Source organism: Dactylosporangium sp. NPDC000244 (assembly GCF_040300725.1).
Classification (GTDB): domain Bacteria; phylum Actinomycetota; class Actinomycetes; order Mycobacteriales; family Micromonosporaceae; genus Dactylosporangium.
The window spans coordinates 1-26,065 of sequence record NZ_JBEPEH010000030.1; the positions used below are offsets into that span (position 1 = coordinate 1).

The window sequence follows — 26,065 nt, forward strand, 5'->3', positions numbered from 1 at the left end:
CCGTGATCTGGCACAACTGGACCATCGGCGCACCCAGCAAACGATCACTCATCGCCTACGACCACTGAGGCAGCTTCAAGGCATCAATCATCTAGCTCTACGCTCCGTGACGAGGGCTGAATTACCGGCATTGCGATTACCGGTAATTCAGTTATTCGGTAATCGCCGGAGCGGATGCGGTCGCAGCGATGCCCATCCGCGTGGTCGGCGTCGCAGCTTACGAGCCTGGCAGGAGCCCCCGGCGAACTTGTACGATCGTACAAGTTCGGTGATCTGGGGAGGTTTCCGTGGCGTACGTAATGCTGGGGCTGGCCATCGCGGTCGAGGTGGTCGGGACCAGCCTGCTCAAGGCCACCGTGGGGTTCACGAAGCTGTGGCCGACGCTGGGGGTGCTCGTCGCCTACACGTTGGCGTTCCTGTTCATGGCGCAGTCGGTGAAGGTGGTGCCGGTCGGGGTGGCGTACGCGATGTGGTCCGGGCTCGGGACGGCCGCCATCGTGGCGATCGGGGCGGTGTTCCTCGGGGAGCCGCTCAGCCTGCTCAAAGTGATCGGCGTCGGCCTGGTGATCGCCGGAGTCGTGGTGCTGAACCTCGGCGGGGCGCACTGACCGCGCCGAACCTCGTGTTCAAATCGAGTCGGTGCATGATCCAGATGGCGGGGCCGGTCTCGCACACCTGAGCGGTGGGGGCAGACCACGCCGGCGCGCCAACCGTGGAAGGTGCGTCGGCGGATCGCTCGGCCGATCCGGGTCCGACTGCTGCGGGGAAGGCGGCCGGCACCGGCGGGATCGGCGAGTGCCGGCGCTCGGTCGGAGCCGCAGTGTGCACGGCATGGCGGTAACACCGAAGGCGACGAGGGAGTGGACGTGGTCAACGCGCGGCGGGACCCGGAGGGACGGAAGCGGGCGCTCGCCGAGGCCGTCGTCGAAGTGGTGGCCGAGGTCGGGGTCGGCAAGACCACGCATCGGATGGTGGCGAGCCGGGCCGGGGTGCCGCTGGGGGCCACGACGTATTACTTCCCGACCCTCCCGGACCTGATCGCGGCCGGGCTCGCGCTGGTCAGTGACTCGGTTGCCGCTGACCTCGCGGACTGGCGAGCGGCGATCGAGCGGGAGCCGGACGATCTGGCGGGGGCGCTGAGCCGGAAGGTCGCGGCGTACGTGGCGGATCAGCCGAAGGCGCTGCTCGAATACGAGCTCTACCTCGCGGCGGCCCGGGTGCCGGCGTTGCGGCCGCTGGCGCGGGCATGGCTCGACGGGGTACACGCGATGCTCGCGCCGCGGACCGGGGATGCCGCCGCGCGGGCGATCAGTGCGCTGGTCGACGGGGCGATGCTGCAGGCCGTGGTCACCGGCGAGGCGGTCGAGCCCGAGGGCCTGGCGGCGGCGATCCGCGACCTGATCCGCTGAGCTCCGGAGGCATCCGACAGCGGCGTGCCGGCCGCTTGCGCGCCGACCCCGCACGCGTGGCCACGACCGTCTCGCCAAAGGGCGGCCGGCAGGTCCGATCAAGACCGGTGCGGGCCGTACCGCCGCTCTCCTACCAGCACACGCTCAGGTCGACGCTGCCCCGGGCAACGCAGCCGTGGTAATACCTGATCTCGGCCTCGAACTGCTCGATGATGCGGCCGGCGAGCTCAGGATAGTTGGCGAGGACGCGCTCGATCTTGGCCCAGACGGCGGCCAGGTCCTCGGCCGTGCGGTACCCGCTGATCCCGTAGCAGGGCACGTCCGTGCCGAAGCCGTACTCCTGGTCGCCCTCGCAATACGCGCTGTGGTGCGCAACCTCGACCGGCACCGCCACGAGCTCCTTCCACGCGGCGTTCCGTTCGTCGAAGTCGTCGCTGAGCACGCCCGTCAGATCGATGCGCTCCGCGGTGTCGGCCGCGAAGAGGAAGTGGCCGAACCAGTCCGGGTCCGGGTACTTTCCGCAGTCGTACGAGCCGAGCCGGCGCCGCTGCTCGGTCGAGAAGGCCAGGTGGGGCCAGGTGAAGCGGGCGCGAAGGTCCTCGTCGGCGAGGGGCGACCAGCTTGCGGCCGCGCTCCAGCGGTTCGCCTCGAACAGAAGGCCGTCGACCCACGCGCTGTCCCGGGGGCGCTCGAGCAGCCGGGCGAGCAGGGCCGCGGGAATCTCCTTGTACTCCTCGTACATTCCCATCGCGCCAAAATACGGGGCCGTATCCGGCGCCCAGGGCTTCGGGTTGCAGATGCAGCAGAACGCGATCGAGCGGCGGGCGTGCCATCCCCGGAAACCCCGGACCGCCGACGCGCGCACGCCTTCGCCAAGATCGGTCAGCCGGTCTCGTTCCAGCCGGGGCCGAGGCGTCGGTACGGACGCCTCGGCCCCGCGGATCACACGAAGGTCGAGCCGTCCGCGGCCTTGGCGCGCAGCAGTGGCGGCGGGGTGAAGCGCTCGCCGTACCGTTCGGCCAGCTCCTCGGCGCGGGCGATGAAGCCGGGCAGGCCGCCGTCGTACTGGTTGATGTACTGCAGCACCCCGCCCGTCCACGCCGGGAAGCCGATGCCGAGGATCGAGCCCACGTTCGCGTCGGCCACCGAGGTCAGCACGCCCTCGTCCAGGCACTTGACGGTCTCGAGCGCCTCGGCGAACAGCATCCGCTCCTGCATGTCGGCGAAGGGAACGGGCGCCGAGCCGGCCGCGAAGTGCTCGCGCAGGCCGGGCCACAGACCGGTGCGTTTCCCGCCCGTGTACTCGTAGAAGCCCGCCCCGCCCGAGCGGCCCGGCCGGCCGAACTCGTCCACCATCCGGTCGATGAGCTCATCGGCGGGGCTCGGGGTCCAGGTGCCGCCGGCGGCCCTGGTCGCGGCGGCGGTCGCGTTGCGGATCTTCTGCGGCAGGGTGAGGGTGAGCTCGTCCATCAGCTGCAGTACCGGTGCCGGATATCCGGCCTGCAGACTGGCCTGTTCGATCGACGGAGCCGGCACGCCCTCGGCGAGCATGCGCAGGCCCTCCATCGTGAACGTGCCGATGACCCGGCTGGTGAAGAAGCCCCGGCTGTCGTTGACCACGATGGGCGTCTTCTTCAGGAGCCGTACGACTGCCAGGGCTTTGTCCAGAGCCGCGTCGGACGTTTCGGCGCCGCGGATGACCTCGACGAGCGGCATCTTGTCGACCGGCGAGAAGAAGTGCAGGCCGATGAAGTCGGCGCGGCGGCGGACGCCCTCGGCGAGCAGGGAGATCGGCAGCGTCGAGGTGTTGGAGCACAGCAGCGCGTCGGGCGCGACGACGTCCTCGATTTCCGCGAACACCTTGTGCTTCAGGCCCGGGTCCTCGAACACGGCCTCGATGACCAGGTCGGCGCCGGCGAGGTCGGCGGCGTCCGCGGTCGGGGTGATCCGGTCCAGGAGCGCCTGGTCGTGGCGGCGGCTCTCGGCGTACGACTTCCCCTTTTGCGCCGCCTCCAGCGTGACGTCCTTGAGCACCACGTCGAGGCCCGACTTCGCGCACACGTAGGCGATCGCGGCGCCCATCATGCCGGCCCCGAGCACGGCGACCTTGCGGAACGTGATGTTCCCGGCACCGCGTGAGTTCGCGGCCTGCAGGTCGAAGAAGAGCGCCTTGATCATGTTCTTGGCGATCCGGCTGGTGGCGAGCTCGACGAAGTACCGGCCTTCGATGACGAACGCAGTGTCGAGGTCGACCTGGGCGCCCTCGACGGCGGCGCAGAGGATGTTGCGCGGGGCCGGATACGGAGCGCCCTTGAGTTCTTTACGCAGCGTGGCCGGGAAGGCCGGGAGGTTCGCGGCGAACTTGGGGTTACTGGGTGTACCGCCCGGAATCCTGTATCCCGCGACGTCCCACGGCTGCACGGCGGCCGGGTTCGCGGCGATCCACTCCCGCGCCCGGTCGACGAGGGAGCCGGCCGGCACCACCTCATGCACGAGCCCGACCTCGAGCGCCTTGGCCGGACGGTGCCGCTGCCCCTTCAGCAGTACCTGCATGAGCGCCTCGGTCACGCCGAGCATCCGCACCGTGCGCACCACGCCGCCGGCGCCGGGCAGCAGGCCGAGCGTCACCTCCGGGAACCCGATCTCGACCCGGGGATCGTCGGCGACGATGCGGTGGTGGCAGGCGAGGGCCAGCTCCAGGCCGCCGCCGAGCGCGGAGCCGTTGATCGCCGCGACGACCGGCCGGCCGAGCGTCTCGAGCCGGCGCAGGAGCTGCTTCAGGTGCGTGGTCGACGCCATGATCTCGGCCGCCTGGTCGGGGCCGAGGCTCACGAGCAGATCGAGGTCGCCGCCCGCGAACCAGGTCTTCTTCGCCGAGGTCAGGATGACGCCGGCGATGTCGGCCTGCTCTGAGTGCAGCCGGTCGACCACGGCAGTGAACGCCTCGGTGAACGCGGCGTTCATGGTGTTCGCGGATCGGGCCGGGTCGTCCATGGTGAGCAGGACGATGCCGTCCTCGCCGCGCTCGTAGCGGATGATCTCCACGTCGCTCCCCCGGTTCACAGTCGCTCGACGATCGTCGCGATACCCATGCCGCCACCGACACACATCGTGGCCAGTCCGTAACGCTCGCCGCGGCGCTCGAGCTCGTCGACGAGCGTGCCGAGCAGCATGCCGCCCGTCGCACCGAGTGGGTGACCCATCGCGATCGCGCCGCCGTTGACGTTGACCTGGTCCAGCGCGAAGCCCATGTCCTTGGCGAAGTGCAGCACGACGGCGGCGAACGCCTCGTTCATCTCGACCAGGGCGATGTCGTCGACGGTGAGCCCGGCCTTGGCGAGGGCCTTGCGGCTGGCCGGGGCGGGGCCGGTGAGCATGATGAGCGGGTCGGCGCCGCTGACCGCCGCGGAGACGATCCGCGCCCGCGGGGTGAGCCCGTGCTCACGGCCGGCGGCCTCGCTGCCGACCAGCACCAATGACGCTCCGTCAACGATCCCGGACGAGTTGCCGGCGGTGTGCACGTGGTCGATGCGCTCGACCCAGTGGTACTTCTGCAGCGCCACGGCGTCGAACCCGCCCAGCTCGCCGATGTTGGCGAACGACGCGGGCAGCGCGCCGAGCCCGTCCATCGACGACTCGCGGATGTGCTCGTCGTGGTCGAGCACGACGAGTCCGTTGCGGTCACGCACCGGCACCACGGAGCGTGTGAAGTACCCGCCCGCCCAGGCCTTCGCAGCGCGAGTCTGCGACTCCAGGGCGTAGGCGTCGACGTCCTCGCGGCTGTAGCCGTCCATGGTCGCGATGAGGTCGGCGCCGATGCCCTGCGGCACGAACCCGCTGGCCAGGTTGGTCTCCGGGTCCATCGCCCAGGCGCCGCCGTCGGAGCCCATCGCCACGCGGGACATGGACTCGACGCCGCCGGCGAGGACGACGTCCTCCCAGCCCGCGCGGACCTTCTGGGCCGCGATGTTCACCGCCTCGAGCCCGGAGGCGCAGAACCGGTTCAGCTGCACGCCCGCCGCGGTCTCCCCGAGCCCGGCGGCGATGGCGGCGATGCGGGCGATGTCGGATCCCTGGTCGCCGATGGGTGACACGACCCCCAGCACGACGTCGTCGATCCGCTCGGGATCGAGCCCGGGATTGCGCCGGCGCAGCTCGTCGATCAGCCCGACGACCAGCGAGATGGGTTTGACGCCATGCAGCGAGCCGTTCTTCTTCCCCCGGCCGCGAGGCGTGCGGATGGCATCGAAAACGAAAGCCTCAGTGCTCACCTACCGAAGAGTAACTAACGGTGGCCGCCAGGCACCAGGGCATCCCGGGACTGGCGCCACCAACCATCCGCGACTTGATCATCACGATTCGCACATGGGGTAGCGGTGCTCATGCGGGTGGCGTGCGGCCGGCGTCCACCTTCGCGGGCGGGGGCCGGAGGACGTCCGCGGCGCCCGTAAGCCACCACAGCCTGCGGTCGCTAACGGCGCACTGGGCCACCGGCCAGAGCGCCGTCGAGGACGCCAACCTCGCCGCCCTCCTGGCCTGGTCTTCGGCCCCGGGTACGCGGTGACGCTTGCCCTTGACACCACGGACCTGGCTGGGCGGTCCCCTCCGGCCGAAGGCCCCTGGGACCGCCCATTTGTCTGGCGGGAGCAACGGTCTGTAACTGACGCGGACCCGAGCCATCTGCCTGATGCCCTTTCGCGGACCCGGCCGCGTCAAATCCGGCGGGCCGTCAGCAGCAGGTACTCCCACTCCATCGACCCGTCGGGCGCCCGGAACCGGGCCGCGAGCTCGTCCAGCGCCGCGTCGATCTCGGCGGTGCGGGCCGGGTCCTCGGCGTGGAGCCGATAGACGGCGAGCGTCGGCCCGTAGTTGCGCTTGAAGTACTCGCGGAATCCGGCGGCCTCCGCGAAGCGCTCGACGCGCACTGTGCGTGTCTGCGCCCGCACGGATTCGGCCCGATCGCCGAGCAGCGCCCGGACATGGGCCTCATCACCCCACAGTGGCGCCGGCTGCGCGCCGGGTGGCGGCGGGGCCGCGAACGGCTTCATCGCCGCGAACAACTGCCCGACGAATCCGGCCGGCGTCCAGCTGATCAGCCCGATCGTCCCGCCCGGCCGGCAGACCCGGACGAGTTCGTCGGCGGCCGCCTGGTGGAACGGCGCGAACATGACCCCGACGCACGAGATCACGCAGTCGTACTCGGCGTCACCGAACGGCAACGCCTCGGCGTCGGCCTCGGTCCAGGTCAGCTTGGCGCCCCGCTCGCCGGCGAGCTGTTGCCCGATCTCGAGCAGTCGTGGCGTGAGGTCACTGGCGGTGACCTCGGCGCCGGCGAGCGCGGCGGGGATGGCGGCGTTGCCGGTGCCGGCGGCGACGTCGAGAACCCGCTGCCCCGGCCCGATGCCGCAGGCCTCGACCAGGATCGGCCCGAGGCTCGGAATGATGTCGGCGGCCACGGCCGCGTAGTCGCCGGAGGCCCAGATCGCACGGTGTTTGTCCTTCTGTGGCGTGGTCATGACCGCACGCTAGGTCGACGCCGAGTGAGCGAACTAGTACTAGATCTGTATCACCACCCGCTGCGACACCTTCGAGACAGATCCCGGGCCGGACGGTGACCGCGGTTTTACGCTGCGGGTCATGGGTGCGGGCTATTACCAGTTCTGCCCCGTCGCGAAGGCGATGGAGCTGCTCGACGAGCGCTGGACGATGCTGGTCCTGCGGGAGTTGATGGCGGGCAGTGAGCGCTTCAACGACCTGCGTCGCGGCCTGCCGCGGATGTCCCCGGCGCTGCTGTCGAAGCGCCTGCACACCCTGGCCGTGGCGGGGCTGATCCGCAACGACGACGGGCGGTACGTGCTGACCGCCGCCGGCCTCGAGCTGGCCCCGATCGTGCAGGCGATCGCGGTGTGGGGCGTGCGCTGGATCGGCGAGCTCGGCGACGCGGACCTGGACCCGAAGCTGCTGCTGTGGGACATGCACCGCCAGGTCGACCACGACGCCGTCCCGGACGGCCGGTCGGTGGTGCGCTTCGAGTTCACGGACGTGCCGGGCGCGATGCGGTCCTGGTGGATGGTGATCGCCGCCCGCGAGGCCGACGTCTGCGACGCCGACCCCGGCTACGAGGTTTCGGTGACGGTGCACGGCTCCCTGCGCCGCCTGACCGAGGTCTGGCGCGGCGACGTGTCCTGGCAGCATGCCCAGCGCGACGGCGGCCTGCGTGTGCTCGGCCCGGAGCACCTGCGCCGCGCGCTGCCGGCGTGGTTCGCCCTGCACGCCTGGACGAGCACGGTCCGCGCTCGCTGAACCCGGGTCGTCACCGTGTCAGCGCCGGCGCCGAGGGTTGTGATGGCGTCACGTTCGGTGCTGGGGGCTGCTGCTCGTACCGATGGAAGAGTGCCCGGCACGCCAGCAGCACCAGCGCGAACACCGGCAGCCACACCACGCGGTCCGCCAGCCACGACGTCCCGGTCGGCGCGGTGTGCAGCCCGGCGAGCGGCCCCGGCACGAGCAGCGACACGGCCAGCAGCGACGTCTGGTGCCACAGGAAGATCGTCATCGCGGAGCGGTTCACCGCGGTCACCGCCCGCCACGGCCGCTCGCGCAGCATCACGCGGCGCAGCACCGGCATCAGCAGGAGCGCCAGGCCGCACTGGGCGATACCGAACGTGACGGCCGCGAGCGTCGGCGGGTTCAGGTTGGAGATCCCCTGTCCCGGTACGCCGACCATCGACACCGGGTAGCCGAACCAGCGCACCAGCACGACCGTCGCCACGAGACCGCCGGCCAGCATCGCCCAGGCGCTCGAGCGGGACCGGAACGCGCCGCGGGACCAGGCCGCGCCGAGGCAGAACGGCACCAGCCACCCGGCGACGAGGTTGATCCAGCCGGTCCAGGCCGGCGCGCCGAGCCCGAACCGCCCGAGGTCCACGAGGACCACCACGGCGAGCGGCCACGCCGGGTGCAGCCGCCCGACGATCGGCTTGGCCATGGTGAGCACGGCGAATACGAGCAGGAACCACAGCGGCGACGCGACCAGCTTCAGCACCGTGTGTGAGCGCAGCGCTCCGGCGAGCCCGCCCGGCTCGACGTACACCCACAGTGTCGCCCCGATCACGATGACGCTCCACACGGCGATCAGCACGAGGACGGGCCGGAACAGCCGCTGCAGGCGCGTGGACAGCCAGGCCCGGTGCGCGGGGCGCGCTCCGCCGGAGCGCCGGGTGGCGACGAGCCCGCCGACGAAGAAGAACAGCGCCAGAGTCTGGAACAGCCACGACGCCGGGGCGAGGGCGGGCACGGCGCGCAGCGGGCTGGCGACCCGGACCGTGCCGTCGCCGACCACCAGGGCGGTGACCAGCCAGTGGCCGAGCACCACGCCGAGGATGGCGACGGCGCGCAGAGCGTCGACGGCGCGGTCACGTGCGGTTGTCATGGCGGGGACGGTAGGAGCGCGACACGTCCGGTCACGTCACGCCACGGAGCGATCCCCGCGTACCTCTCCGGTACTACTTATGCCCATGGCGCGAATCCTGATCACCGGAGCGACGGGCTCCCTGGGGCGGCGGGTGGCGGCCCTCGCCGTCGCCGCCGGCCACACCGTGCTCGGCACCCACGTGCGGCCCTGGATCGACGCGGTGCGCGGCGGCGCCGGCCCCGCGATCAGCCCGATCCGGCTCGACATCCGCGACCGGGACGCGGTCCGCGACGTCGTCGACGCCGTCGAGCCGGACCTGGTGGTCCACGCGGCGGCCGGCCGCGACCGCAACGACTGGGTGACGAACGCAGACGGCGCCGCGAACGTGGCTCTGGCCTGCGGCGACCGGGTCCGGCTGGTGCACGTGTCCAGCGACGCGATCTTCTCCGGCCGCGCCGGGCGCGAGTACACGGAGGCGGACCTGCCGGACCCAATCTACCCGTACGGCGCGGCGAAGGCGGCGGCCGAGACGGCGGTGCGGGCGATCGCGCCCGGCGCCGCGGTCGTGCGCACGTCGCTGATCCTCGGCGACGGCAACGGCGGCCACGAGCACCTCACGTACGACCTGCTCGCGGGGCGGGTCGACGGCGCGCTGTTCACCGACGAGATCCGCAAGCCGGTGCACGTCGACGACCTCGCCGACGCGCTGCTGGAGATCGGCGCCGGCGACTTCCACGGCGTCATCAACGTCGCCGGAGCCGATGCGGTCAGCCGGTACGACCTCGGCGTCCTCGTCGCCGAGCGCGACGGGCTCGACGTGGGCAAACTACGTTCCGCGAGCAATTCGGGACGCCCCGGTGACATCCGGCTCGACACCGGGCTGGCCGCCAAGCTCCTGCACACCCGGCTACGTGGCGCGCGCGAGTTCATGCGCGCGGGCTGACCCACCCCATTAGGGTGATCACTCGTGAACGGTGTCCAGTTGCTGCTCATCATCCTCGGCGGCATCGCGGTATCCGCGTTCGCACACCGCAAGGGGGTGCAGCCGGGGCTGGTCGTGGTCATTCTGGCCGCGGCGGCGTCGTTCCTGCCCGGGGTACCGCGGCTGGAACTGGACAGCGAGCTCATCCTCGCGGTCGTCGTGCCGCCGCTGCTCTACTCCGCGACCCGCAACGCGTCGTTCTCCGGGTTCACGCAGAACCTGCGGCCAATCCTGACCCTGGGCGTGACGCTGGTCGTGCTGACCGCCGGGGTCGTCGGGCTGGTCGGGAACTGGCTGATGCCGGTGCTCGGGCTGCCGGCGGCACTGCTGCTCGGGGCGGTGCTCGCACCGCCGGACACGATCACGACCGTCTCACACGGTGACGAGCTGGGACTGCCGCGCCGGGTGTCGGCGATCCTCACCGGCGAGTCACTGGTCAACGACGCTACGGCGTTGACGCTGTTCGGGCTGGCGGCGGCCGCGGCCGGGGCCGAGGAGACGCTGTTCGACAACGCGTTCGGGCTGTTCGCGTACACGGCGGTGACCGGCCTGATCATCGGCGGGGTTTTCGCGGCGATCGCCCTGTGGCTGCGGCCGCGGCTGCACAACACGGTGCTGGAGACGTCGCTGGCGCTGCTGCTGCCGTTCGCCGCGTTCCTGACCGCCGAGCAGATCCACGCCTCCGGCATCCTCGCCGTCGTGTGCTGCGCGTTCCTCTTCAGCGCGAACACGACCCTGGATCCGCAGCACCAGTACCCCGGCGCGCACCGCACCCGCCTGCAGGAGGATGCGGTCTGGCCGGTGCTGGACTTCCTGCTCGAGACGTTCGTGTTCGCGTACATCGGCCTGCAGCTGCGGTTCGTCATCTCCGATCTCGCGCACGCCTCGGCGAAGCCGGGCCTGACGATCACCCTGGTCGCCAGCGCGGTACTGCTGGTGACGGTGATCGTGTTCCGGCTCGCCGTGGTGTGGGTGCTGTTCTGGTGGTGGGACCTGCGTCGCCGCGCGTTCGTGCGCCGGATGGACGCCGATCCGCGGTTCCGCGAGAGGGTCAAGCGCCGTGCTCAGGCGCGGATGCAGGGTCGCCGCCGTCGGCAGCAGTCGGCGGGCGAATGGCAGGGGCCGCTCGGCGCGCCGACGCCCCGCGAGTCGTGGATCGTCGGCTGGACGGGCATGCGGGGCATCCTGACCCTCGCGGCGGCCGCGGCGGTCCCGCCCATGCTGCACAACGGCGAGGAGTTCCCGGGCCGCGACGCGATCCAGGCGATCGCCCTGTTCGTCACGCTCGGCACGCTGCTCATCCAGGGCACCACGATCCGGGCTCTTGTCCGCCGCCTGAAGATCGACACGAACGGTGAACGCGACCGCGCCAAGGCGTTGCTGGAACGGGGTGAGGCGCTCATCTGGACGACGGTCACGCCGGGTAAGGCGCCCAGCACGGAGGACTTCGACGCGCAGCGGACCGTGGTGGTGAACGCTGTGATGCGCGGGGAGCTCGACGACGACACCGCGAAGGCGCTGGTCCACGACATCGACCTGCACCAGGCGGCCGAGACGCATCTGGCGCGGCGGGAGGCGGAGCACGCTTCAGCTCCCGCCGAAACCGCACGGGCTGCGGGGGTCCGGCGAGACCGGCCGTAATCTCAGCGGCGAAGCCGCGCGAGAGGGCGTTTCAGGGAACGAGTACGACCCGCCGGCCTGGTTCGGCGGTGGCGGTCCAGGCCTGGGTGACGTCGGCGAGCGCGACGGCGACGGGGTTCACCGCGAACGTCCCGGCGGCGATCTCGGCGGCCAGCGCCGGCAGTTCGGCGACGATGTCCCGCGTGGGCACGGACCGTTGCCCGCTGCCCATGATCGCGATGTTGGCCGCGCGGAGCAGGTAGGACGGCAGCGTGATGTCGGGCCCGGCGACGGAGCCGATCTGCACCCATGTAAGTGCCTTGGCCCGGTCGTCACGCACGGTGAGTAGCGCAGGCAGCGCCTGTTCGGTTCCTCGATGACCGGCCTGGTCGGCCGTGCGGAGAAGCGCGGGCTCGTCCGGCGCGCACCGTCGCCGTACGACGGCCGGGCCGTGCTCGTCTCCCTCACCGACGAGGGCCGACGCGCCGCCGCCGAGGGCGAGGCGGAGATCGGCCGTCAGGTCCTCGCGCTGACCGGGCACCTGACCCCGGCCGCCCGTGCGACGCTCACCGAACTCGCCTGGTCCGTGGTCAGGGGCCAAACTCCATAGACATCAGCCGTACCGTGCGGAACCGCTCGAGATGGTGCTCGCCGACGGTGACGGCTGGGACCGGTACGTCGCCCCGCAGTGGTGGACGGTTTCGGACTGGCTGCGTGGAGACGCGCCGCATCCCAGCGCGCCCGCGATGCGCGAGTACCTCCACGCCGTCCAGGACACGTACCTGCGGTACCAGCACCGGCACCTCGGCTGGGGCGTGTTCGTGTGCCGGGTGCCCTCCTGACGCAATCCGCCGGGCAGGCACCCGCCGTCCACCGGTGCGCGACCACGACCCATCCGTGCCGTTCGCACTCGCCGGGTGATCGACCGGTACCTTCCTCGCATGAGCGAAGGACCGCTGCGCGGTGTGCGCGTCGTGGAACTGGCTGGAATCGGCCCTGGCCCGTTCGCCGCGATGCTGCTGGCCGACCTCGGCGCCGACGTCGTGCGCGTCGACCGCCCCGGCCCCGCCTCGCCGATCGCCCCACCGCCCGCCGGCGATCTCGTCAACCGCGGGAAACGGTCGGTAACCGCGGACCTGAAAACCCCCGAAGGCGTCGAGCTCGTCCTGTCCCTCACCGAACGTGCCCACGTGCTCATCGAGGGTTTCCGGCCCGGGGTCGCCGAGCGGCTCGGGGTCGGCCCCGACCAGGTCCTCGCCCGCAGGCCTTCGCTCGTGTACGGCCGGATGACCGGCTGGGGCCAGAAGGGCCCGCTCGCCTCGTCGGCCGGCCACGACATCACGTACCTGGCGCGGACCGGCGCCCTGCACGCCATCGGCCGCGCCGGCGGTCCGCCACAGGTGCCCGTGAACCTGCTCGGCGACTACGGCGGCGGCGCCCTGTACCTCGTCGTCGGCATCCTCGCCGCCCTGCGATCGGCCGAGGCGACGGGCCGTGGCCAGATCGTGGACGCGGCGATCGTCGACGGCGCCGCGCACCTGAGCCTGATCCTGCACAGTCTGTTGTCGGCCGGTCTGTGGCGCGACCACCGCGGCGCGAACCTGCTCGACACCGGCGCCCCGTTCTACGATGTGTACAGGACCGCTGACGATCGGTACGTCGCCGTGGGTGCCCTGGAGCCCCAGTTCTTCGCCGACCTCGTCACGCGCCTGAACCTGACCGACGCCCCGGACCAGTTCGACGTGGCCCGCTGGCCGGAGCTGCGCACCCGCCTGACGAACGCGTTCGCCGAGAAGACCCGCGACGAGTGGGCAGTCATCTTCGACGGCACCGACGCGTGTGTGGCCCCGGTCCTGTCATTGACCGAAGCCCCGCAGGACCCGCACCTGGCCGCGCGCGGCACGTTCGTCACGGTGGACGGCACCACCCAGCCGGCCGCGGCCCCGCGCTTCACACCCTGGCCCGGCCCGCCCGCCAGCACCGCGCCACCGTCCGCGGCCACCGCACCGCCGTCCGCTCCTCCGCTGCCGGGCCAGCACACCGCCGAGGTGCTCGCCGACTGGGGCGTCGCGTGACGCTGCGCCGTTGGTGGCCCGTTCTCCTCACCGTTCCCGCATTCGTGCTGTTCCTCGCGTACCTGCGGATGTCTCGTGCCGTCACGGTCAACAGCGACGGCGCGAGCAACGCCCTCCAGGCCTGGGACCTGTTCCACGGCAACCTGCTGCTGCGTGGCTGGACCCTGTCCGATGTGTCCTTCTACCCCACGGAGCTCATCCAGTACGGCCTGATCCAGCTCGTCACCGGCGTGACCACGGACCAGATCCACATCGCCGCCGCCCTGTCCTGGACCTTGGTCGTCTGCTTCGCCGCCTGGCTCGCACACTCCGTAGTCGCCACCAAGCCCAGCGCATCCCTCTCTACCCCGCTCGCGCCCGCACCACCACACTCACACCCGGTAGCTCCCACGCCACTAGGCGCCGCAGACCCGAACGGGCCGGCCACGCCATCGAGCGCCCAGGACTCCCCCAGTCCGGCGCCCACGCCGACCATCGCCACCACATCGTCATCGGACACACCCGGCCGGGCCACGACGGACGGCGGTCCTGTGTCGCCGTTCGGCCGGCTCAAGGGCGCGCTGGCCAGCGGTGGCTGGCTGGCCGCCGCGATCGCCGTCGCGATCGTCCTGCTCCCGGCCCCCGGCTACAGCTACCAGACCCTGCTGTCGTCGCCGAACCACACCGGCTCCGCCGTCCCGCTCCTGATCACGTGGCTCCTGATCGACCGGGCCCGCGACCGTCCGTGGCTGCCGTTCGCCGTCGCGATCGTCCTCGCCTGGGGTGCGATGGGTGATCCCCTGATCACGTTCGTCGGCGCGGCCCCGCTGATCGTCGTCTGCGCCTACCGTGCCCTGCTTGCCCGCTCGGTGCGCGGGCTCGACGCCCGCCTGGCCGCGGCCGGCATCGCGTCGGTCATCCTGTCCCACGGCATCCTGTGGCTGATCGAGCGCCTCGGCGGCTTCCGCGCCCCGAAGCCGCCGATCGAGTTCTCCCCGATGGAGGCGTGGCCGGACCGCGCCCACACCGTCACCCGGATGATCGGCATCCTGTTCGGCACCGTCCGCCCCGGCATCCAGGCGCCCTGGGTGGAGACGACGCTGCAGCTGGTACGGCTCCCGGGCCTGCTCCTGGCGATTGTCGCCGTGCTGGTCACCGCGGTCGCGGCACTGCGCGGCACCGCCGACCGTGTCGACGCGATCCTCGCCGCCGCGATCGTGTGCGATGTCGCTGCCGAGATCGTGTCGACCCTCCCGAGCGACCTGATGGCCACCCGCGAGGTCGTGCCGGTCCTGTCGATGGCCGCGGTGCTCGCCGCGCGCGTGACGACCCGCTGGCTGCGTGCCCCGTCTCCGGCGCCCCGGCGCGCGCGGATCCGCGTCGCGGCCCAGTCACTGTCCGCCGCGATCCTGGCGGTGCTGCTCGTCGCGCTCGCCGCATACGCTCCGCCACGTGCGGCGCCGGTCGAGGGCCAGGAGGCGGCGGACTGGCTGCGGAGCCGCGGCCTGCAATACGGCCTCGGCTCCTACTGGGTGTCGAACAACATCACCGTCGGCACCGGCCGCCAGGTGACGGTGGTGCCGACGCTGAGTGGCGACGGTGAGCTGCTCGGCATGTGCTGGCAGACGCACACGGACATGTTCGACCCGGCGAAGCACGACGCCCGGTTCGTGTTGCTGGAGAAGCAGCGCCCGTTCTACGGCACGCCCGACGACGTCGAGACCCAGTACGGGCCGCCGGTCGAGCGCAAGGACTTCGACCTCTACGTGATCTTCGTGTACGACAAGAACCTGCTCGAGGACTTCACCCCGACCTGCTGACGTTCGGGGACGGTCGACTGCGGGGCGTGGATCGCTTGCATCCGGCCCGGCGCGGCCTGAACTCGATGGCAAGGCGTTGTCGTAGCCGAGGCTTCTCGAGCTGCTTCGGCGCAGACACCGTGGTTTCGGCGCACATGTGTCGCGCAGTTGAGGAGCACGGGGTTGTGCTCGGACTCGCGCGCGAGCGAGTGGGCGATGCCGGGTGCTGCGGATGTGCGGTGCAGTGCGCTGTGGGTGCGCGGCGAGCAGATGCCGGCGACGCCCGCGGCCAGGGCCGCGACCGCGAGCGGCACCGGGATCAGGAACGTGGGTGGACGTCACGACCGGTTGCTGCGTAGGTACACCAATGCGCGGTCGACGAGGGCGGGGTTCTGTTCGATCGCGCCGACGAGAAGATTGCACCGCTGGCAGAGCAGTCCCCGCACGACGCCGGTCGCGTGGTCCCGGTCGACTGCCAGGCGCCGCGGCCGGCCCTTGTACGTCGCGACCTCGACCGTCTCGCAGAGTGCGCACAGACCGTCCTGCGCGGTGAGCTTGGCGGCGTAGTCCTCTGGCCGGATGCCGTGTTCGGTGCGCAGGACCTGGCGGTGGGCTTCGGCGCCGCCGGTCTCCGCGTATCTGCGCCTGCGCGCGCTCAGCGTGCACGTCCTGCAGTCGGGCCGGTAGCCGCCGGCGCGGACCGTAGACGGGTTCTTGTAGAACTCGGTCACGGGTTTGGTCTCGCCGCAGGTCCGGCACTCTTTCGTCACAGCCACCCGCCAGAAGGTTGATTGGACCAGACCATATTCGTACGCGGACCCGACGATCCGCACCTGGTCACTCCCGGCGGATTACTGCGGCGCGGAACCGGGCTGGGCGCCTGTCCCGACCGGCTGCGTTCGCGGATCGCGATCGGGGCCTGCCGGTCTTCGCCCGGGACGAGGTCCCTCAACGCCTGTACACCACACTGCCAGTCTCACGTCGCACATAACTGTCATTATGGTGTATGCCTTGCTGAGGGTCTTCGGGCCGCATCCGGGCCGCCGGGCGGGGATTATTGAATTACTGGTAATAGCAATTCGATAATTCGGCGTGTCTGGCTGAGCTGCGGCGAAACCTTCGCCTACGCTGTGCCCGTGACTGAGTCTCGGATCGATGTGCGCGTCGACGCCAATGGTGACGCCGGCCGCGAGTGGGTTGTCGAGGACCACGGCGGCGACGATCGGCCGTGCGCGTACTGCGGGCGGCCAGTCCCCCAGCGTTCCGCGGCCGGGCGGCCGTTCCGGTACTGCCGCGACAACGACGGCGAATGTCAGCGCAACGCACGCAATGCGCGGATGCGGCAGCGGACGTCGCCGGGGCTGACGGGGCAGGTCGCGCGGGCGTTCGAGATCGCTGAGCGGCTCGATCAGTCGCTCAGCGATCTCGTCGAGGCGCTGCACGCGGAGGTGTCGACGTCCGGGATTGAGCGGCAGGTTGCCGAGGCTCGGGCGGAGGCGGCGGCCGGCCTGGTCGCGGCGCATGCCGAGCGCGACGACGCCCGGGAGGAGACGCGGCGGGCGCGGGCGGCGCTGCAGGAGGCGCGGCATGAGGCGGCGCGGCATCGGGCCGAGGCCGACTCGTCGCATGAGCTCGCGATGGCCAAGCACGGCGAGCTGCTCGAGGCCCAGGCGCAGCGGCAGGCCGCGGAGGACGAGACCGAGTTCGCGCGCGGTGAGGGGATGGCGCGGGTCGCGGAGGTACAACAGCGGCTTGATGCCTCGGAAGCTCGGGCCCGGCGGGTCGCCGAGGAGGCCGAGGAGCACGGACGCCGGGTTTCGGCCGCGGCGGACGCGAAGGTCGCCGCGGCGCAGGAGGAGGCGGGGCGGCGGGTCGCCGAGGCGCACGCCGCCGCGGAGGCCCGGGCGGCGGAGATGAAGGCGGCGGCCGAACAGGCGATGGCGGAGGCGCACGCGGCCGCGGAGGCCACTGTGACCGAGGCACGAGCGGTGATGGAGCGGACCGTCGCCGACGTGCGCGCGGCTGCGGAGCGGTCGATCACTGAGGCGCGTACGGATGGTGATCGAAGGGTCACGGAGGCGCAGGAGTCGGCGGCGGAGCTGATCGCCGCAGCGCGGGAGGCGGCGGAGCGGTCGATCGCGCAGTACCGGGAGGCGGCCGACACGCTCGGTGCGGAGCGGGATGCGGCGCGTCGGGAAGCGGCGACGGAAGCGGCCCTGCGGGCGGAGGCTTACCGGGAGCGGGATGCGGCCCGCGACCTGGCCGGCAACGCGTTGCGCGAGCGTGACGTGGCGCACACGGCAGTCGAGCGTGCGCTGCGTGAGGGCGCGGACACGGAGGGCCGTCTGCAGCGGCGCCTGGACGCGGAGGGTGCCCGGGCGGCCGGTGCGGAGGCGGCGTTGATCTCCGCACGTGAGGAACTGGTTCGCTTGCGGGCGGAGGCCGATCGGGCGCACGCCTGGGCGGATGACCTCCGCGACCAGGTGACACAGCTCACGGCGGCTCTCACCCGACTGACGGTGTCCGGGAGCACGCCACCCGCCGGCGGGTGAGAAGCGTCAACCACCCGGGTGACCTGCCGAAACTACTAACGGTGAGGCGCGCCAACAAAACGGCCGATGTGGTCGATCATTGAAACCCAACGTAAAATCAGGGTACCGACCCGGCGACGAACCTACCGCAGCGCCAGGTCGGTCGTGTAATCTGCCCGCCCGCGGTGGGAATCGTCAGACCACGTGGCGTCGTTGATTACAGCGAAGCGCAACACGATTCGAAGGGGAAGACCAACCATGGGCGAGCGCATGCTGCGCGGCAGCCGTCTCGGAGCCGTCAGCTACGAGTCCGACCGCAACACCGAGCTGGCTCCGCGTCAGACCCGTGAATACCTTTGCGCGAAGGGGCACCAGTTCGAGGTTCCGTTCGCCGTCGACGCCGAGGTCCCGATGACCTGGGAGTGCAAGTTCGACGGGAGCGTGGCGCGGCTGGTCGACGGCAGCGAGCCTGAGCAGAAGAAGGCCAAGCCGCCGCGTACGCACTGGGACATGCTGCTCGAGCGGCGCTCGATCGCCGAGCTCGAGGACATCCTCAACGAGCGTCTCGAAGAGGTTCGCCTGCGCCGCGGTCGTTCCGCGTAACAGCTTCGATCGTTGTCGAAAGCCCCGGCCGACCCGGCCGGGGCTTTTCGCCGTCCCCAGCGCGGACTCGCAGGTGAGGGCGTTCGGCCGTAGTTATCAGCGGGCTTTGCTCCCGTGGGACCAAGCGCCTGTGATGCCCCGGCGGCCGTAATGATGTTGCGGCGGTCCGTGTGCGCGGTAGCGTCGGCCCGGACAGGAAGGGACCATGAACCCAGAGCTGCGAGCCGATTGCTCCAAGTGTTTCGGACTGTGCTGTGTCGCCCCGGCGTTCTCCCGCTCGTCCGACTTCGCGATCGACAAGCCGGCCGGGCACGCGTGCCCGAACCTGGGCGAGGACTTCCGGTGCGGGATTCACACGCGGCTGCGGGATCGCGGGTTCACCGGCTGCACGGTCTATGACTGTTTCGGTGCCGGGCAGCACGTCGCGCAGGTCGTCGCGGCGGGCCGTGACTGGCGGGCCGATCCGGCGTCGGCGCCGCGGATGTTCGAGGTGTTCGGTGCGGTTCGGATTCTGCATGAGCTGCTGTGGTACCTCACCGAGGCGCGCTCGCTCCCCCGGGCCGCGCCGCTGGCCGCGGAGCTGGATGACGCGCTGTCGTCTACGCGGTCACTGCGTGATGCCGCCGAGGAGCTGACGCCTGAGATCGCGGAACGTCACCGGGAGCGGATCGCGCCGCTACTGCGTGAGGCGAGCCGGCTTGCACGGGAAGGCCGGGGTGCCGCTCGGAATGCCGGTAGCCGCCGCGAACAGGGAGCGGGTATCGCCGGGGAGCCTGGTGACCGTCCGGTGCAGGGCGGTAGCGGCCGTGAGCGTGCTCCGGACGGGTCGGCGGTCGGTGAGGCTGGCGAGCTCGGTGGGGCTGGCACGGACGGACCTGCTGCTGGCGTGACCGGGCCGGCGGCCCGGGCGGGCGGGTCCACAGTCGGCTCGACGGGGCCGGCAGTGGGTGGTCGCGATGGCCGGGGGCGTGATCGGGGCCGGGGGCGACGTTCCGGTTCGCCGGGGCGGCGGGCGGTGGCGCCGGTGCTCGGGCGGCAGTTGATCGGGGCGAAGTTGCGCGGTACTGATCTGCGCGGCGCCGATCTGCGCGGGGCACTGCTCATCGGCGCCGATCTGCGGGGCGCGGATCTGGGCAACGCCGATGTGATCGGGGCTGACCTTCGTGGCGCGAACCTGTCCGGGGCCGATCTGAGTGGCACCTTGTTCCTGATTCAGTCGCAGCTGGATGCGGCTGTCGGGGACGCCTCGACGAAGGTGCCTGCGCGGCTTCACCGGCCGGCGCACTGGCCCAGCGGCGAATGACCGCGGTGGCCGAGTTCTGCAGGAGTCAAGAGTCAGGTTCGACCGTCCCCGCCGATGGCGCCCAGGCGATTGGTGCCGTTGGTGATCGGCGTTGGCGGGGATCCGCGACTTCGCCTGATGGTGCCGGTCGTGCGGGCCGCTGCCGGCCCGATACTGCTTGCCCGCATCTCCAGCGCCGGTCACGTCGGCGTCGACCAGGCCAACCGGCACTTCGCCCGCCGATTGTGGACGGCCGGGGCCAGGAACGGGGCACGCGGCGCCCGGGTACCGGCGAACTGGCGCTGCCCGTTCGCCGGGTGCGCGGCGCGGCCGAGGCATGTTGTCGGCCGAGCGGCGCGGCCCGGGAGAGGGAGTTCGACGTGAGAGGGCGCTGCGCGGGGAGGTCTGCCGGGTGCCTGACCTTGGCATGGCCGGCAGTGCTGTGCGATTGCGTGGCGCGTCCGTCGGTCCCGCTGTTGGTTACACGGCGGGGGCGGGCTGGAGTGCCTCGGTGACTGTGGCGTGCACGGGGATCGGGCCGGTCAGACCGACCGTGCGTAACAGCCGGGCCAGGAACGGCGAGGGGGCGGCGAGGCGCAGGAAGCCTCCGGAGGCGGCGCAGTGATTGCGGGTGTACGCGAAGGTGCCGAGGCCGATGGAGTCGCAGAAGTCGACGCCGGCAAGGTCGACCACGATGCGTGTGTGGCCGGCTTCGAGGAGCTGGTGCATCGCGTCGCGCAGGGCGGGGGCGGTGTTGATGTCGATGGCGCCGTGGATGCTCACCAGGGCGATGGCGCCGTCACGGTTGGTCACTGCAATATGCATGGCCAAATCCTGCCTGTGATGCTTACATTCCGCAGCATTGCAGGCACCCGATTGGGTGATGGCTGGTGAGTGCGGCTCGGTTGCTGATCGCCGCGGCCCTGGCGCGTACAGCTGATTCCGGTGCCGGGGTCGTGATCGTGCTGGCGTCGGTCAGCCGGTTCGGTGGTCCGGCGCAGGGGTCGCTGATTCTCGCGGTGTTGCTGGTGCCGCATCTGCTCGCCGGGCCGCTCGTCGGTCTGGTCACCGACCGTGCGCGGCATCCGGGGCTGGTGCATGCGGGGTTCGTTGCCGGGTTCGGCGCGGCCGTCGGCGGCATTCTGTCGCTGATTGGTCACGTACCGCAGCTGGTCGTGCTGGTGCTGGCGTTTGTCGCCGGGTGTTGCGGCTCGATGGTGTTCGGTGGGCTCTCGAGTCGGCTCGATGATGTGGTCGCGCCGGAGAACCGGGCGCGGGTTCGTGGTCTGGACGCGGCCACGTACAACGTGGCGGACATCTTCGGGCCGGCGGCGGGGGCGGCGCTCGCGGTGTCGGTGGGGGTGCCGGTCGCGGCGGTGGTGATCACGGCGGGGTGCCTGTGTGCGGCGGTGTTGTTGCTGACGGTGCGGGCGCTGCCGGTGGCGGCCGGGGGTGCGGAACCAGGACGCAGCGTTGAGCCGGCGGTGACCGCGGTGGCGTTGGTGGACCTTACTGGGGCTGAGGCCGCGTCCATGGCAGTTGCGCCGGCCGGGGTCGTGGCAGACATGGCGGTGGAAGGCGCGGGGGCAGGAGACGGCGAGGGCCGAGCGCGGCAGGGCGCGCACGGCGGGGTTGACATGCCGGCTGCTGGAGCGGGCGGCTGGGTCGAGGTGCCGGCCGCCGGAGGAGGCGGCAGGGGCGAGCAGCCGGCTGCCGGAGAAGGTGGCGGGATCGAGCTGGCGGCTGCCGCAGGTGGCAGCAGGGTTGACGCGCCAGTTGCCCCGGTCAGGAGCGTTGACGTGCAGACCGCCGGAGCAGGCGGCGAGGTCGAGGCGGCAGCTGCCGAGGGCGAGGGCGTTTCCGTGCTGGCTGCTGGAGCAGGCGGCGGGGGCGAGGTGCCGGCCGCTGGAGGTGGCGGGGAGGCGCGCGGGTCGTTTGTCGAGGATCTTCGGGCCGGGTTCCGGGCGATTGTCGTTTCGCCGCCGTTGCTCGCCGTTACCGCCGCTACGTGTGTCGCGACGTTCGGGCACGGGATGATGGCGTCGATTGCGGTGTTGCTCGGTGTCGAGCATGGGCATCCGGCCGGTGGTGGGCTGCTGGTCACGGCGATCGGGGTCGGGGCACTGGCCGGGTCGTTGCTGATGGCTCGGTGGCCGCTCGGGGTGGCGCCGCATCGGGTGGTGTTCGTCTGCCTGGTGGTGACCGGGGTTGGGCTTGCCGCGGTGCCGCTGGTGCCGGGCTGGGCCGGGATTGTGGCGCTGTTCGCGGTGGTGGGGCTGTTCGACGGACCGCTGTTCACGTCGGTGTTGCAGGTGCGGTCGAGTGAGGCGCCTGCTCGGGTTCGGACGCAGGTGTTCACGCTCGGGTCCGGGGTGAAGCTGACGGCGGCCGCGATCGGGGCGGCGGTGTTCGCGGGGCTCAGTGGGTGGCCGCTGTGGGTGTTGGTGGTGGGGCTTGGTGGGACGCAGCTGGTGGCGGCTGCGCTGGGTGTGGTGTTGCTGGCCTGGCGGCGCCGCTCGCAGGCCGGTGTGGTGGGTGGCGTCCGGCACGCCGTGGAGCGGTGAAGAGGAGCTGCGGCGGTGTGTTGATCCGGCGGCCGGTGCGGCGGGTGACGCCCCGCAGGCCCTCGAGCCGTGAGGAGAGACTGCGGTGGGTGGCGACCAGCACGCCCTCGAGCCGCGTGAGAAGGCCCCGCGCTTGGGTAGCTGTCGCCAGCCCCAAAATTACTGATGGGTAGATTTCGGGGTGTGCGGCGAGGCCCCGGCTTCTCGGGCTTGGGTGAGGGAGTTACGGCGGTTGTGGCCGCGTGTCAGCCTTGCCTGTCTGGGTGCTGTCGTCGTCGAGTGGTTCGAGGTCGTCGGCGGGGTCGTCGTCTTCTTCCTCGGTGTCGCCTTCGTCGTACAGCCAGGGGTCGTCGAGCGCGTCGGGGCCTTCTTCCCAGGTGTCGCGGGCGGGCCAGGCGCTGCGGTCGGTGGCCAGTGACAGGGCGGTGCGGGCGGCAGGATCGTCGTAGCTGACGCGGTTGGCGTCGGCGTCGTAGATGAGGTAGTTGCCCTCGGTGTCGCGGGCCAGGGTGATGGCCTCGTGCTCGACGCCGAGCACGACGGCGGTGACCTGTTCGTGTTCGATGTGATCGTCGATGTCGACGCAGACCATGACCGGTAGTTCGAAGCGGACCCAGCGACGCGTCACGATGTTCCTCCTGCTCATCTGCCCGATGGTCGCGGCCTGCGCGGGGCCGGCTCGCGGGTGAGCGTACCGAGGCCGGGTCGATGCCGATGGAGGTCTATGCCTGCGTGCTGGGTGTCTGGCAGCCTGGCTCGGTGCGTCGTGAGTGGAGTCTGGAAGATCTGATCGATGCGTGGACGCTGGTCGACGCCGATTGGGACCTGATCGCGAACAAGTACGGGCCGACGAAACTCGGCTTTGCCGTGATCTTGAAGTTTTTCGAGATCGAGGGCCGGTTCCCCCGCCATGGCGGGGAGGTTCCGGCGGCCGCGGTCGAGTTCGTCGCCCGGCAGGTGAAGGTCGACCCGGCGATGTTCGGCACGTACCGGTTCACTGGCAGCACGATCGAGTACCACCGGGCGCAGATCCGGCGGGCGTTGCGGTTCGGGGAGTGTACGGTCGCCGATGCCGAGGCGTTGACCGGCTGGCTGGCCGAGCAGGTCTGCCCGTCGGAGCTGAGCCCGGACCGGCAACGTCAGGCCCTGCTGCTGCGGTGCCGGTCGCAGCGGATCGAGCCGCCGACCCCGGGCCGCACCGACCGGATCATCGCCAGCGCGGCCGAGACGGCGGACGGCCAGTTCTGCGCCACGACCGTTGCCCGGTTGTCCGCCGCCGGCGCGGTGACCCGCCTCGAAGCGCTGGTCGCCCCAGCCGACGACGAGGGTGAAGAACGCGACGAGGGCGCTGACGACGAGGTGCCGGCCCAGGGGGCGGCGGGACTGTTGGCCGAGATCAAGGCCGATCCGGGGCGGCCGGGGCTGGACACGTTCCTGGACGAGGTGGCGAAGCTGCGCCGGGTCCGCAGCCTCGGGTTGCCGGCGGACTTGTTCACCGACGCCGCGGAACGGCGGGTGACGTTGTGGCGCAACCGGGCCGCGCTGGTGGCCCCGTCGGCGTTGCGCCGTGACAACGCCGACGAGGTACGCCAGACCTTGCTGGCGGCGTTGTGCTGGCGCAGGCAGACTGAGCTGACCGATTCGCTGGTGGACCTGTTCATCACGCTGGTGCGGACCATCAACACCCGCGCCGTGAACAAGGTCAACAAGACGGTGGAAGCGGAGATCCGCCGCGTTCTGGGCAAGGAAGGCATCCTGTTCAAGGTCGCGGAGGCCGCCGTCGACCATCCCGACGCCACCGTGCGGGAGGCGGTCTATCCGGCGGTGGACGGCGGGGAACAGACGTTGCGGGCGCTGGTCGCCGAAGCCAAGGCGAACAAGAACGCGATGAAGGCCAAGGTCCGCACTGTGCTGGAGTCGTCGTACTCCAACTACTACCGGCGGATGCTGCCGCAGGTGCTCTCCAGCATGGATTTCCGGTGCAACAACACCGCCTACCGGCCGGTGATGGACGCCCTGGACCTGCTGCGCCGCTACGCCGACCGGCCGAAAGTGCCATACGACGCGGCCGAGGTCATCCCGATCGACGGGGTGGTGCCGGCCGAGTGGCGGGAGGCGATATACAACAAATCTGGCAAGGTGATCCGCACCTCGTACGAGTTGTGCGTGCTCAGCGCCCTGTCGGCGGCGATCCGCCGCCGCGAGATCTGGGTCGACGGCGCGGCGAAGTGGCGCGACCCGGAGGCCGACCTGCCGCGCGACTTCGACCTGGCCCGCGACATGCACTACGCCGAGATCGCCCAGCCGACCGACCCGACGGTGTTCACCGACACCGTCAAGTCCCGCCTGGACGCGGCGCTGGCCGGACTGGCGGCGGGACTGCGCGACGGCACCACTGGCGGGGTCCGGGTCACCACCCGCCGCAACCAGGTGTGGATCTCGGTGCCGCGGCTGGCCGCGCTGCCCGAACCGCCGACGCTGGCCGCCTTGAAGGCCGAGCTGGTGCGCCGGTGGGGTGTGGTCGACCTGCTCGACATCGCCAAGGAGACGTTCTGGCTGACCGGCTGCGACGCCGAGTTCACGTCGCTGGCGTCGCGGGAGCATCTCAGCCGCCACGAGCTGCGGGTCAGACTCCTACTCGTTCTGTATGGGCTTGGCACCAACGTCGGGGTGAAGCGGATTGCCGCGGCCGGTGACCATGGTCTGAGCGAAGCGCAGCTGCGCCGGACCCGCAATCTGTACGTCAACCGCGACGGGCTGCGCGGGGCGGTCGCGTCGGTGGTCAATGACACCTTCGCCAGCCGTGACCCGCGCTGGTGGGGAACCGGGACGGCCTGCGCCTCGGATTCGAAGAAGTTTGGATCGTGGGACGCGAATCTCAACACTGAGTGGCATGCCCGATACGGCGGGCCCGGAGTCATGATCTATTGGCACGTCGAGCGGAAGAGTGTCTGCGTGTATTCGCAGGTTAAGACCTGTTCGTCGTCCGAGGTCGCGGCGATGATGGAGGGCCTGATCCGGCACTCTGCCGACATTGACTCGGCGATCGAGGCGAACTACACCGATACGCACGGCGCCAGCATCGTCGGGTTTGCGTTCTGTCATTTACTCGGCTACCGGCTGCTGCCCCGGCTGAAGAACATCGGCTCGGCACGGCTGTACCGGCCCGGCGACGGCATCACCTACGCCGGGCTGGAGACGGTGCTGTCCCGGCCGATCCGATGGGACCTGATCAATCAGCAGTACGACCAGATGATCAAATACGCGCGGGCGTTGCAGCTGGGTACCGCCGAGGCCGAGCAGGTGCTGCGCCGGTTCACCCGCAACGGCCCCAAGCACCCCACCTACCTGGCGATCGAGGAACTCGGCCGGGCGATCCGCACCATCTTCATCTGCGAGTACCTGTCATCCGAGGCGCTGCGCCGCGAGATCCACGGCGGGCTGCAGGTCGTCGAGCAGTGGAACAGCGGCAACACCGCCATCTTCTACGGCAAGGACGCCGAGCTGACCGGCCCGGACCGCGAGCACCAGGAGATCTCCATGCTCGCCCTGCACCTGCTGCAGTCCTCCCTGGTGTTGATCAACACCAGGCTCATCGACCACGTGCTGTCCGAACCACAGTGGGCCGACCGTATGACCGACGAAGACCGGCGCGCCCTGACCCCGCTGTTCTGGTCCCATGTGGCACTTTACGGCCGGTGGGTCCTGAAAATGGACGAGCGGCTCGACTACACCCGCGGCCCGGCACCTTATCCCGCCCCGCACGACGCTGCCGCCCAGCCCGCCACCACGACGGCGTGATCGTCG

At 71.0% G+C, this 26,065-nt stretch carries 23 protein-coding genes; 14 read left to right on the forward strand and 9 right to left on the reverse strand.

The features are described 5' to 3' along the window. Nucleotides 1–287 precede the first annotated feature (287 nt). Complete coding sequence (locus ABT369_RS36475) at nt 288–608, forward strand: DMT family transporter (protein ID WP_350619124.1); 321 nt, start codon at nt 288–290, stop codon at nt 606–608. Nucleotides 609–866: 258 nt separating this feature from the next. Further along, nucleotides 867–1,409 carry a TetR/AcrR family transcriptional regulator gene (locus ABT369_RS36480; protein WP_350619125.1) on the forward strand — a complete coding sequence of 181 codons (543 nt, stop codon included), beginning with the start codon at nt 867–869 and terminating at the stop codon, nt 1,407–1,409. Nucleotides 1,410–1,539: 130 nt separating this feature from the next. Here ABT369_RS36480 and ABT369_RS36485 read toward each other — a convergent pair whose 3' ends face one another. The 4 genes from ABT369_RS36485 to ABT369_RS36500 all read right to left on the reverse strand — a co-directional run bounded on the left by ABT369_RS36485 (nt 1,540) and on the right by ABT369_RS36500 (nt 6,925). Then, nucleotides 1,540–2,157, reverse strand: a complete 618-nt coding sequence (locus tag ABT369_RS36485; protein ID WP_350619127.1) for a hypothetical protein — start codon at nt 2,155–2,157, stop codon at nt 1,540–1,542. Between the two features lie 194 nt (nt 2,158–2,351). After that, complete coding sequence (locus ABT369_RS36490; protein WP_350619129.1) at nt 2,352–4,472, reverse strand: 3-hydroxyacyl-CoA dehydrogenase NAD-binding domain-containing protein; 2,121 nt, start codon at nt 4,470–4,472, stop codon at nt 2,352–2,354. After that, nucleotides 4,469–5,680 (reverse strand): acetyl-CoA C-acetyltransferase, encoded by a 1,212-nt coding sequence (locus ABT369_RS36495; protein ID WP_350619131.1) that lies wholly within the window; start codon nt 5,678–5,680, stop codon nt 4,469–4,471. The genes ABT369_RS36490 and ABT369_RS36495 overlap by 4 nt, the downstream gene beginning before the upstream one ends. A 441-nt stretch (nt 5,681–6,121) precedes the next feature. Beyond that, nucleotides 6,122–6,925, reverse strand: coding sequence for a class I SAM-dependent methyltransferase (locus ABT369_RS36500; protein WP_350619133.1), 804 nt, complete (start codon nt 6,923–6,925; stop codon nt 6,122–6,124). Nucleotides 6,926–7,046: 121 nt separating this feature from the next. Between ABT369_RS36500 and ABT369_RS36505 the strand changes: the two genes are divergently transcribed. Next, nucleotides 7,047–7,712 (forward strand): winged helix-turn-helix transcriptional regulator, encoded by a 666-nt coding sequence (locus ABT369_RS36505; RefSeq protein ID WP_350619135.1) that lies wholly within the window; start codon nt 7,047–7,049, stop codon nt 7,710–7,712. Between the two features lie 10 nt (nt 7,713–7,722). Here ABT369_RS36505 and ABT369_RS36510 read toward each other — a convergent pair whose 3' ends face one another. Next, on the reverse strand, nt 7,723–8,841 hold the full coding sequence (locus ABT369_RS36510) for an acyltransferase family protein (RefSeq protein WP_350619137.1): 1,119 nt from the start codon (nt 8,839–8,841) through the stop codon (nt 7,723–7,725). An 85-nt stretch (nt 8,842–8,926) separates the two neighbouring features. Here ABT369_RS36510 and ABT369_RS36515 point away from each other — a divergent pair, with 85 nt between their 5' ends. After that, on the forward strand, nt 8,927–9,766 hold the full coding sequence (locus tag ABT369_RS36515; protein ID WP_350619139.1) for an SDR family oxidoreductase: 840 nt from the start codon (nt 8,927–8,929) through the stop codon (nt 9,764–9,766). A gap of 24 nt (nt 9,767–9,790) precedes the next feature. After that, entirely contained in the window at nt 9,791–11,446 is a 1,656-nt protein-coding gene (locus tag ABT369_RS36520; RefSeq protein WP_350619141.1) for a cation:proton antiporter, read from the forward strand. A gap of 31 nt (nt 11,447–11,477) precedes the next feature. Here the strand turns inward: ABT369_RS36520 and ABT369_RS36525 are convergent, their stop codons facing one another. Then, nucleotides 11,478–11,765, reverse strand: coding sequence for a hypothetical protein (locus ABT369_RS36525; protein WP_350619142.1), 288 nt, complete (start codon nt 11,763–11,765; stop codon nt 11,478–11,480). Between the two features lie 36 nt (nt 11,766–11,801). Here ABT369_RS36525 and ABT369_RS36530 point away from each other — a divergent pair, with 36 nt between their 5' ends. The 4 genes from ABT369_RS36530 (at nt 11,802) to ABT369_RS36545 (ending at nt 15,299) form a co-directional block, all read left to right on the forward strand. Then, nucleotides 11,802–12,035, forward strand: a complete 234-nt coding sequence (locus ABT369_RS36530; protein ID WP_350619144.1) for a MarR family winged helix-turn-helix transcriptional regulator — start codon at nt 11,802–11,804, stop codon at nt 12,033–12,035. A 31-nt stretch (nt 12,036–12,066) separates the two neighbouring features. Then, a complete protein-coding gene (locus ABT369_RS36535) occupies nt 12,067–12,267 on the forward strand; it encodes a hypothetical protein (protein ID WP_350619146.1) in 201 nt (66 codons plus the stop codon). A gap of 99 nt (nt 12,268–12,366) precedes the next feature. Further along, nucleotides 12,367–13,500, forward strand: a complete 1,134-nt coding sequence (locus tag ABT369_RS36540) for a CaiB/BaiF CoA transferase family protein (protein WP_350619147.1) — start codon at nt 12,367–12,369, stop codon at nt 13,498–13,500. Continuing rightward, entirely contained in the window at nt 13,497–15,299 is a 1,803-nt protein-coding gene (locus tag ABT369_RS36545) for a superantigen-like protein SSL4 (protein ID WP_350619149.1), read from the forward strand. The genes ABT369_RS36540 and ABT369_RS36545 overlap by 4 nt, the downstream gene beginning before the upstream one ends. Before the next feature lie 317 nt (nt 15,300–15,616). Here the strand turns inward: ABT369_RS36545 and ABT369_RS36550 are convergent, their stop codons facing one another. Then, complete coding sequence (locus ABT369_RS36550; RefSeq protein WP_350619151.1) at nt 15,617–16,111, reverse strand: endonuclease VII domain-containing protein; 495 nt, start codon at nt 16,109–16,111, stop codon at nt 15,617–15,619. Between the two features lie 297 nt (nt 16,112–16,408). Here ABT369_RS36550 and ABT369_RS36555 point away from each other — a divergent pair, with 297 nt between their 5' ends. The 3 genes from ABT369_RS36555 to ABT369_RS36565 all read left to right on the forward strand — a co-directional run bounded on the left by ABT369_RS36555 (nt 16,409) and on the right by ABT369_RS36565 (nt 19,715). Next, nucleotides 16,409–17,830: a coiled-coil domain-containing protein gene (locus ABT369_RS36555; protein WP_350619152.1), complete on the forward strand. Its 1,422-nt coding sequence runs from the start codon at nt 16,409–16,411 to the stop codon at nt 17,828–17,830. 237 nt (nt 17,831–18,067) lie between these two features. Next, on the forward strand, nt 18,068–18,412 hold the full coding sequence (locus tag ABT369_RS36560) for an RNA polymerase-binding protein RbpA (RefSeq protein ID WP_190257344.1): 345 nt from the start codon (nt 18,068–18,070) through the stop codon (nt 18,410–18,412). A 205-nt stretch (nt 18,413–18,617) separates the two neighbouring features. Then, nucleotides 18,618–19,715, forward strand: coding sequence for a pentapeptide repeat-containing protein (locus ABT369_RS36565; RefSeq protein ID WP_350619154.1), 1,098 nt, complete (start codon nt 18,618–18,620; stop codon nt 19,713–19,715). Nucleotides 19,716–20,174: 459 nt separating this feature from the next. On the opposite strand, the gene ABT369_RS36570 is transcribed toward ABT369_RS36565, so the two are convergent. Further along, complete coding sequence (locus ABT369_RS36570) at nt 20,175–20,519, reverse strand: STAS domain-containing protein (RefSeq protein ID WP_350619156.1); 345 nt, start codon at nt 20,517–20,519, stop codon at nt 20,175–20,177. An 80-nt stretch (nt 20,520–20,599) separates the two neighbouring features. Between ABT369_RS36570 and ABT369_RS36575 the strand changes: the two genes are divergently transcribed. Continuing rightward, nucleotides 20,600–22,258, forward strand: a complete 1,659-nt coding sequence (locus tag ABT369_RS36575; RefSeq protein ID WP_350619158.1) for an MFS transporter — start codon at nt 20,600–20,602, stop codon at nt 22,256–22,258. A gap of 223 nt (nt 22,259–22,481) precedes the next feature. On the opposite strand, the gene ABT369_RS36580 is transcribed toward ABT369_RS36575, so the two are convergent. Next, nucleotides 22,482–22,904 (reverse strand): hypothetical protein, encoded by a 423-nt coding sequence (locus ABT369_RS36580; RefSeq protein WP_350619160.1) that lies wholly within the window; start codon nt 22,902–22,904, stop codon nt 22,482–22,484. 62 nt (nt 22,905–22,966) lie between these two features. On the opposite strand from ABT369_RS36580, the gene ABT369_RS36585 reads away from it, so the two are divergent. Beyond that, nucleotides 22,967–26,059, forward strand: a complete 3,093-nt coding sequence (locus ABT369_RS36585; protein ID WP_350619161.1) for a Tn3 family transposase — start codon at nt 22,967–22,969, stop codon at nt 26,057–26,059. Nucleotides 26,060–26,065: the final 6 nt, after the last annotated feature.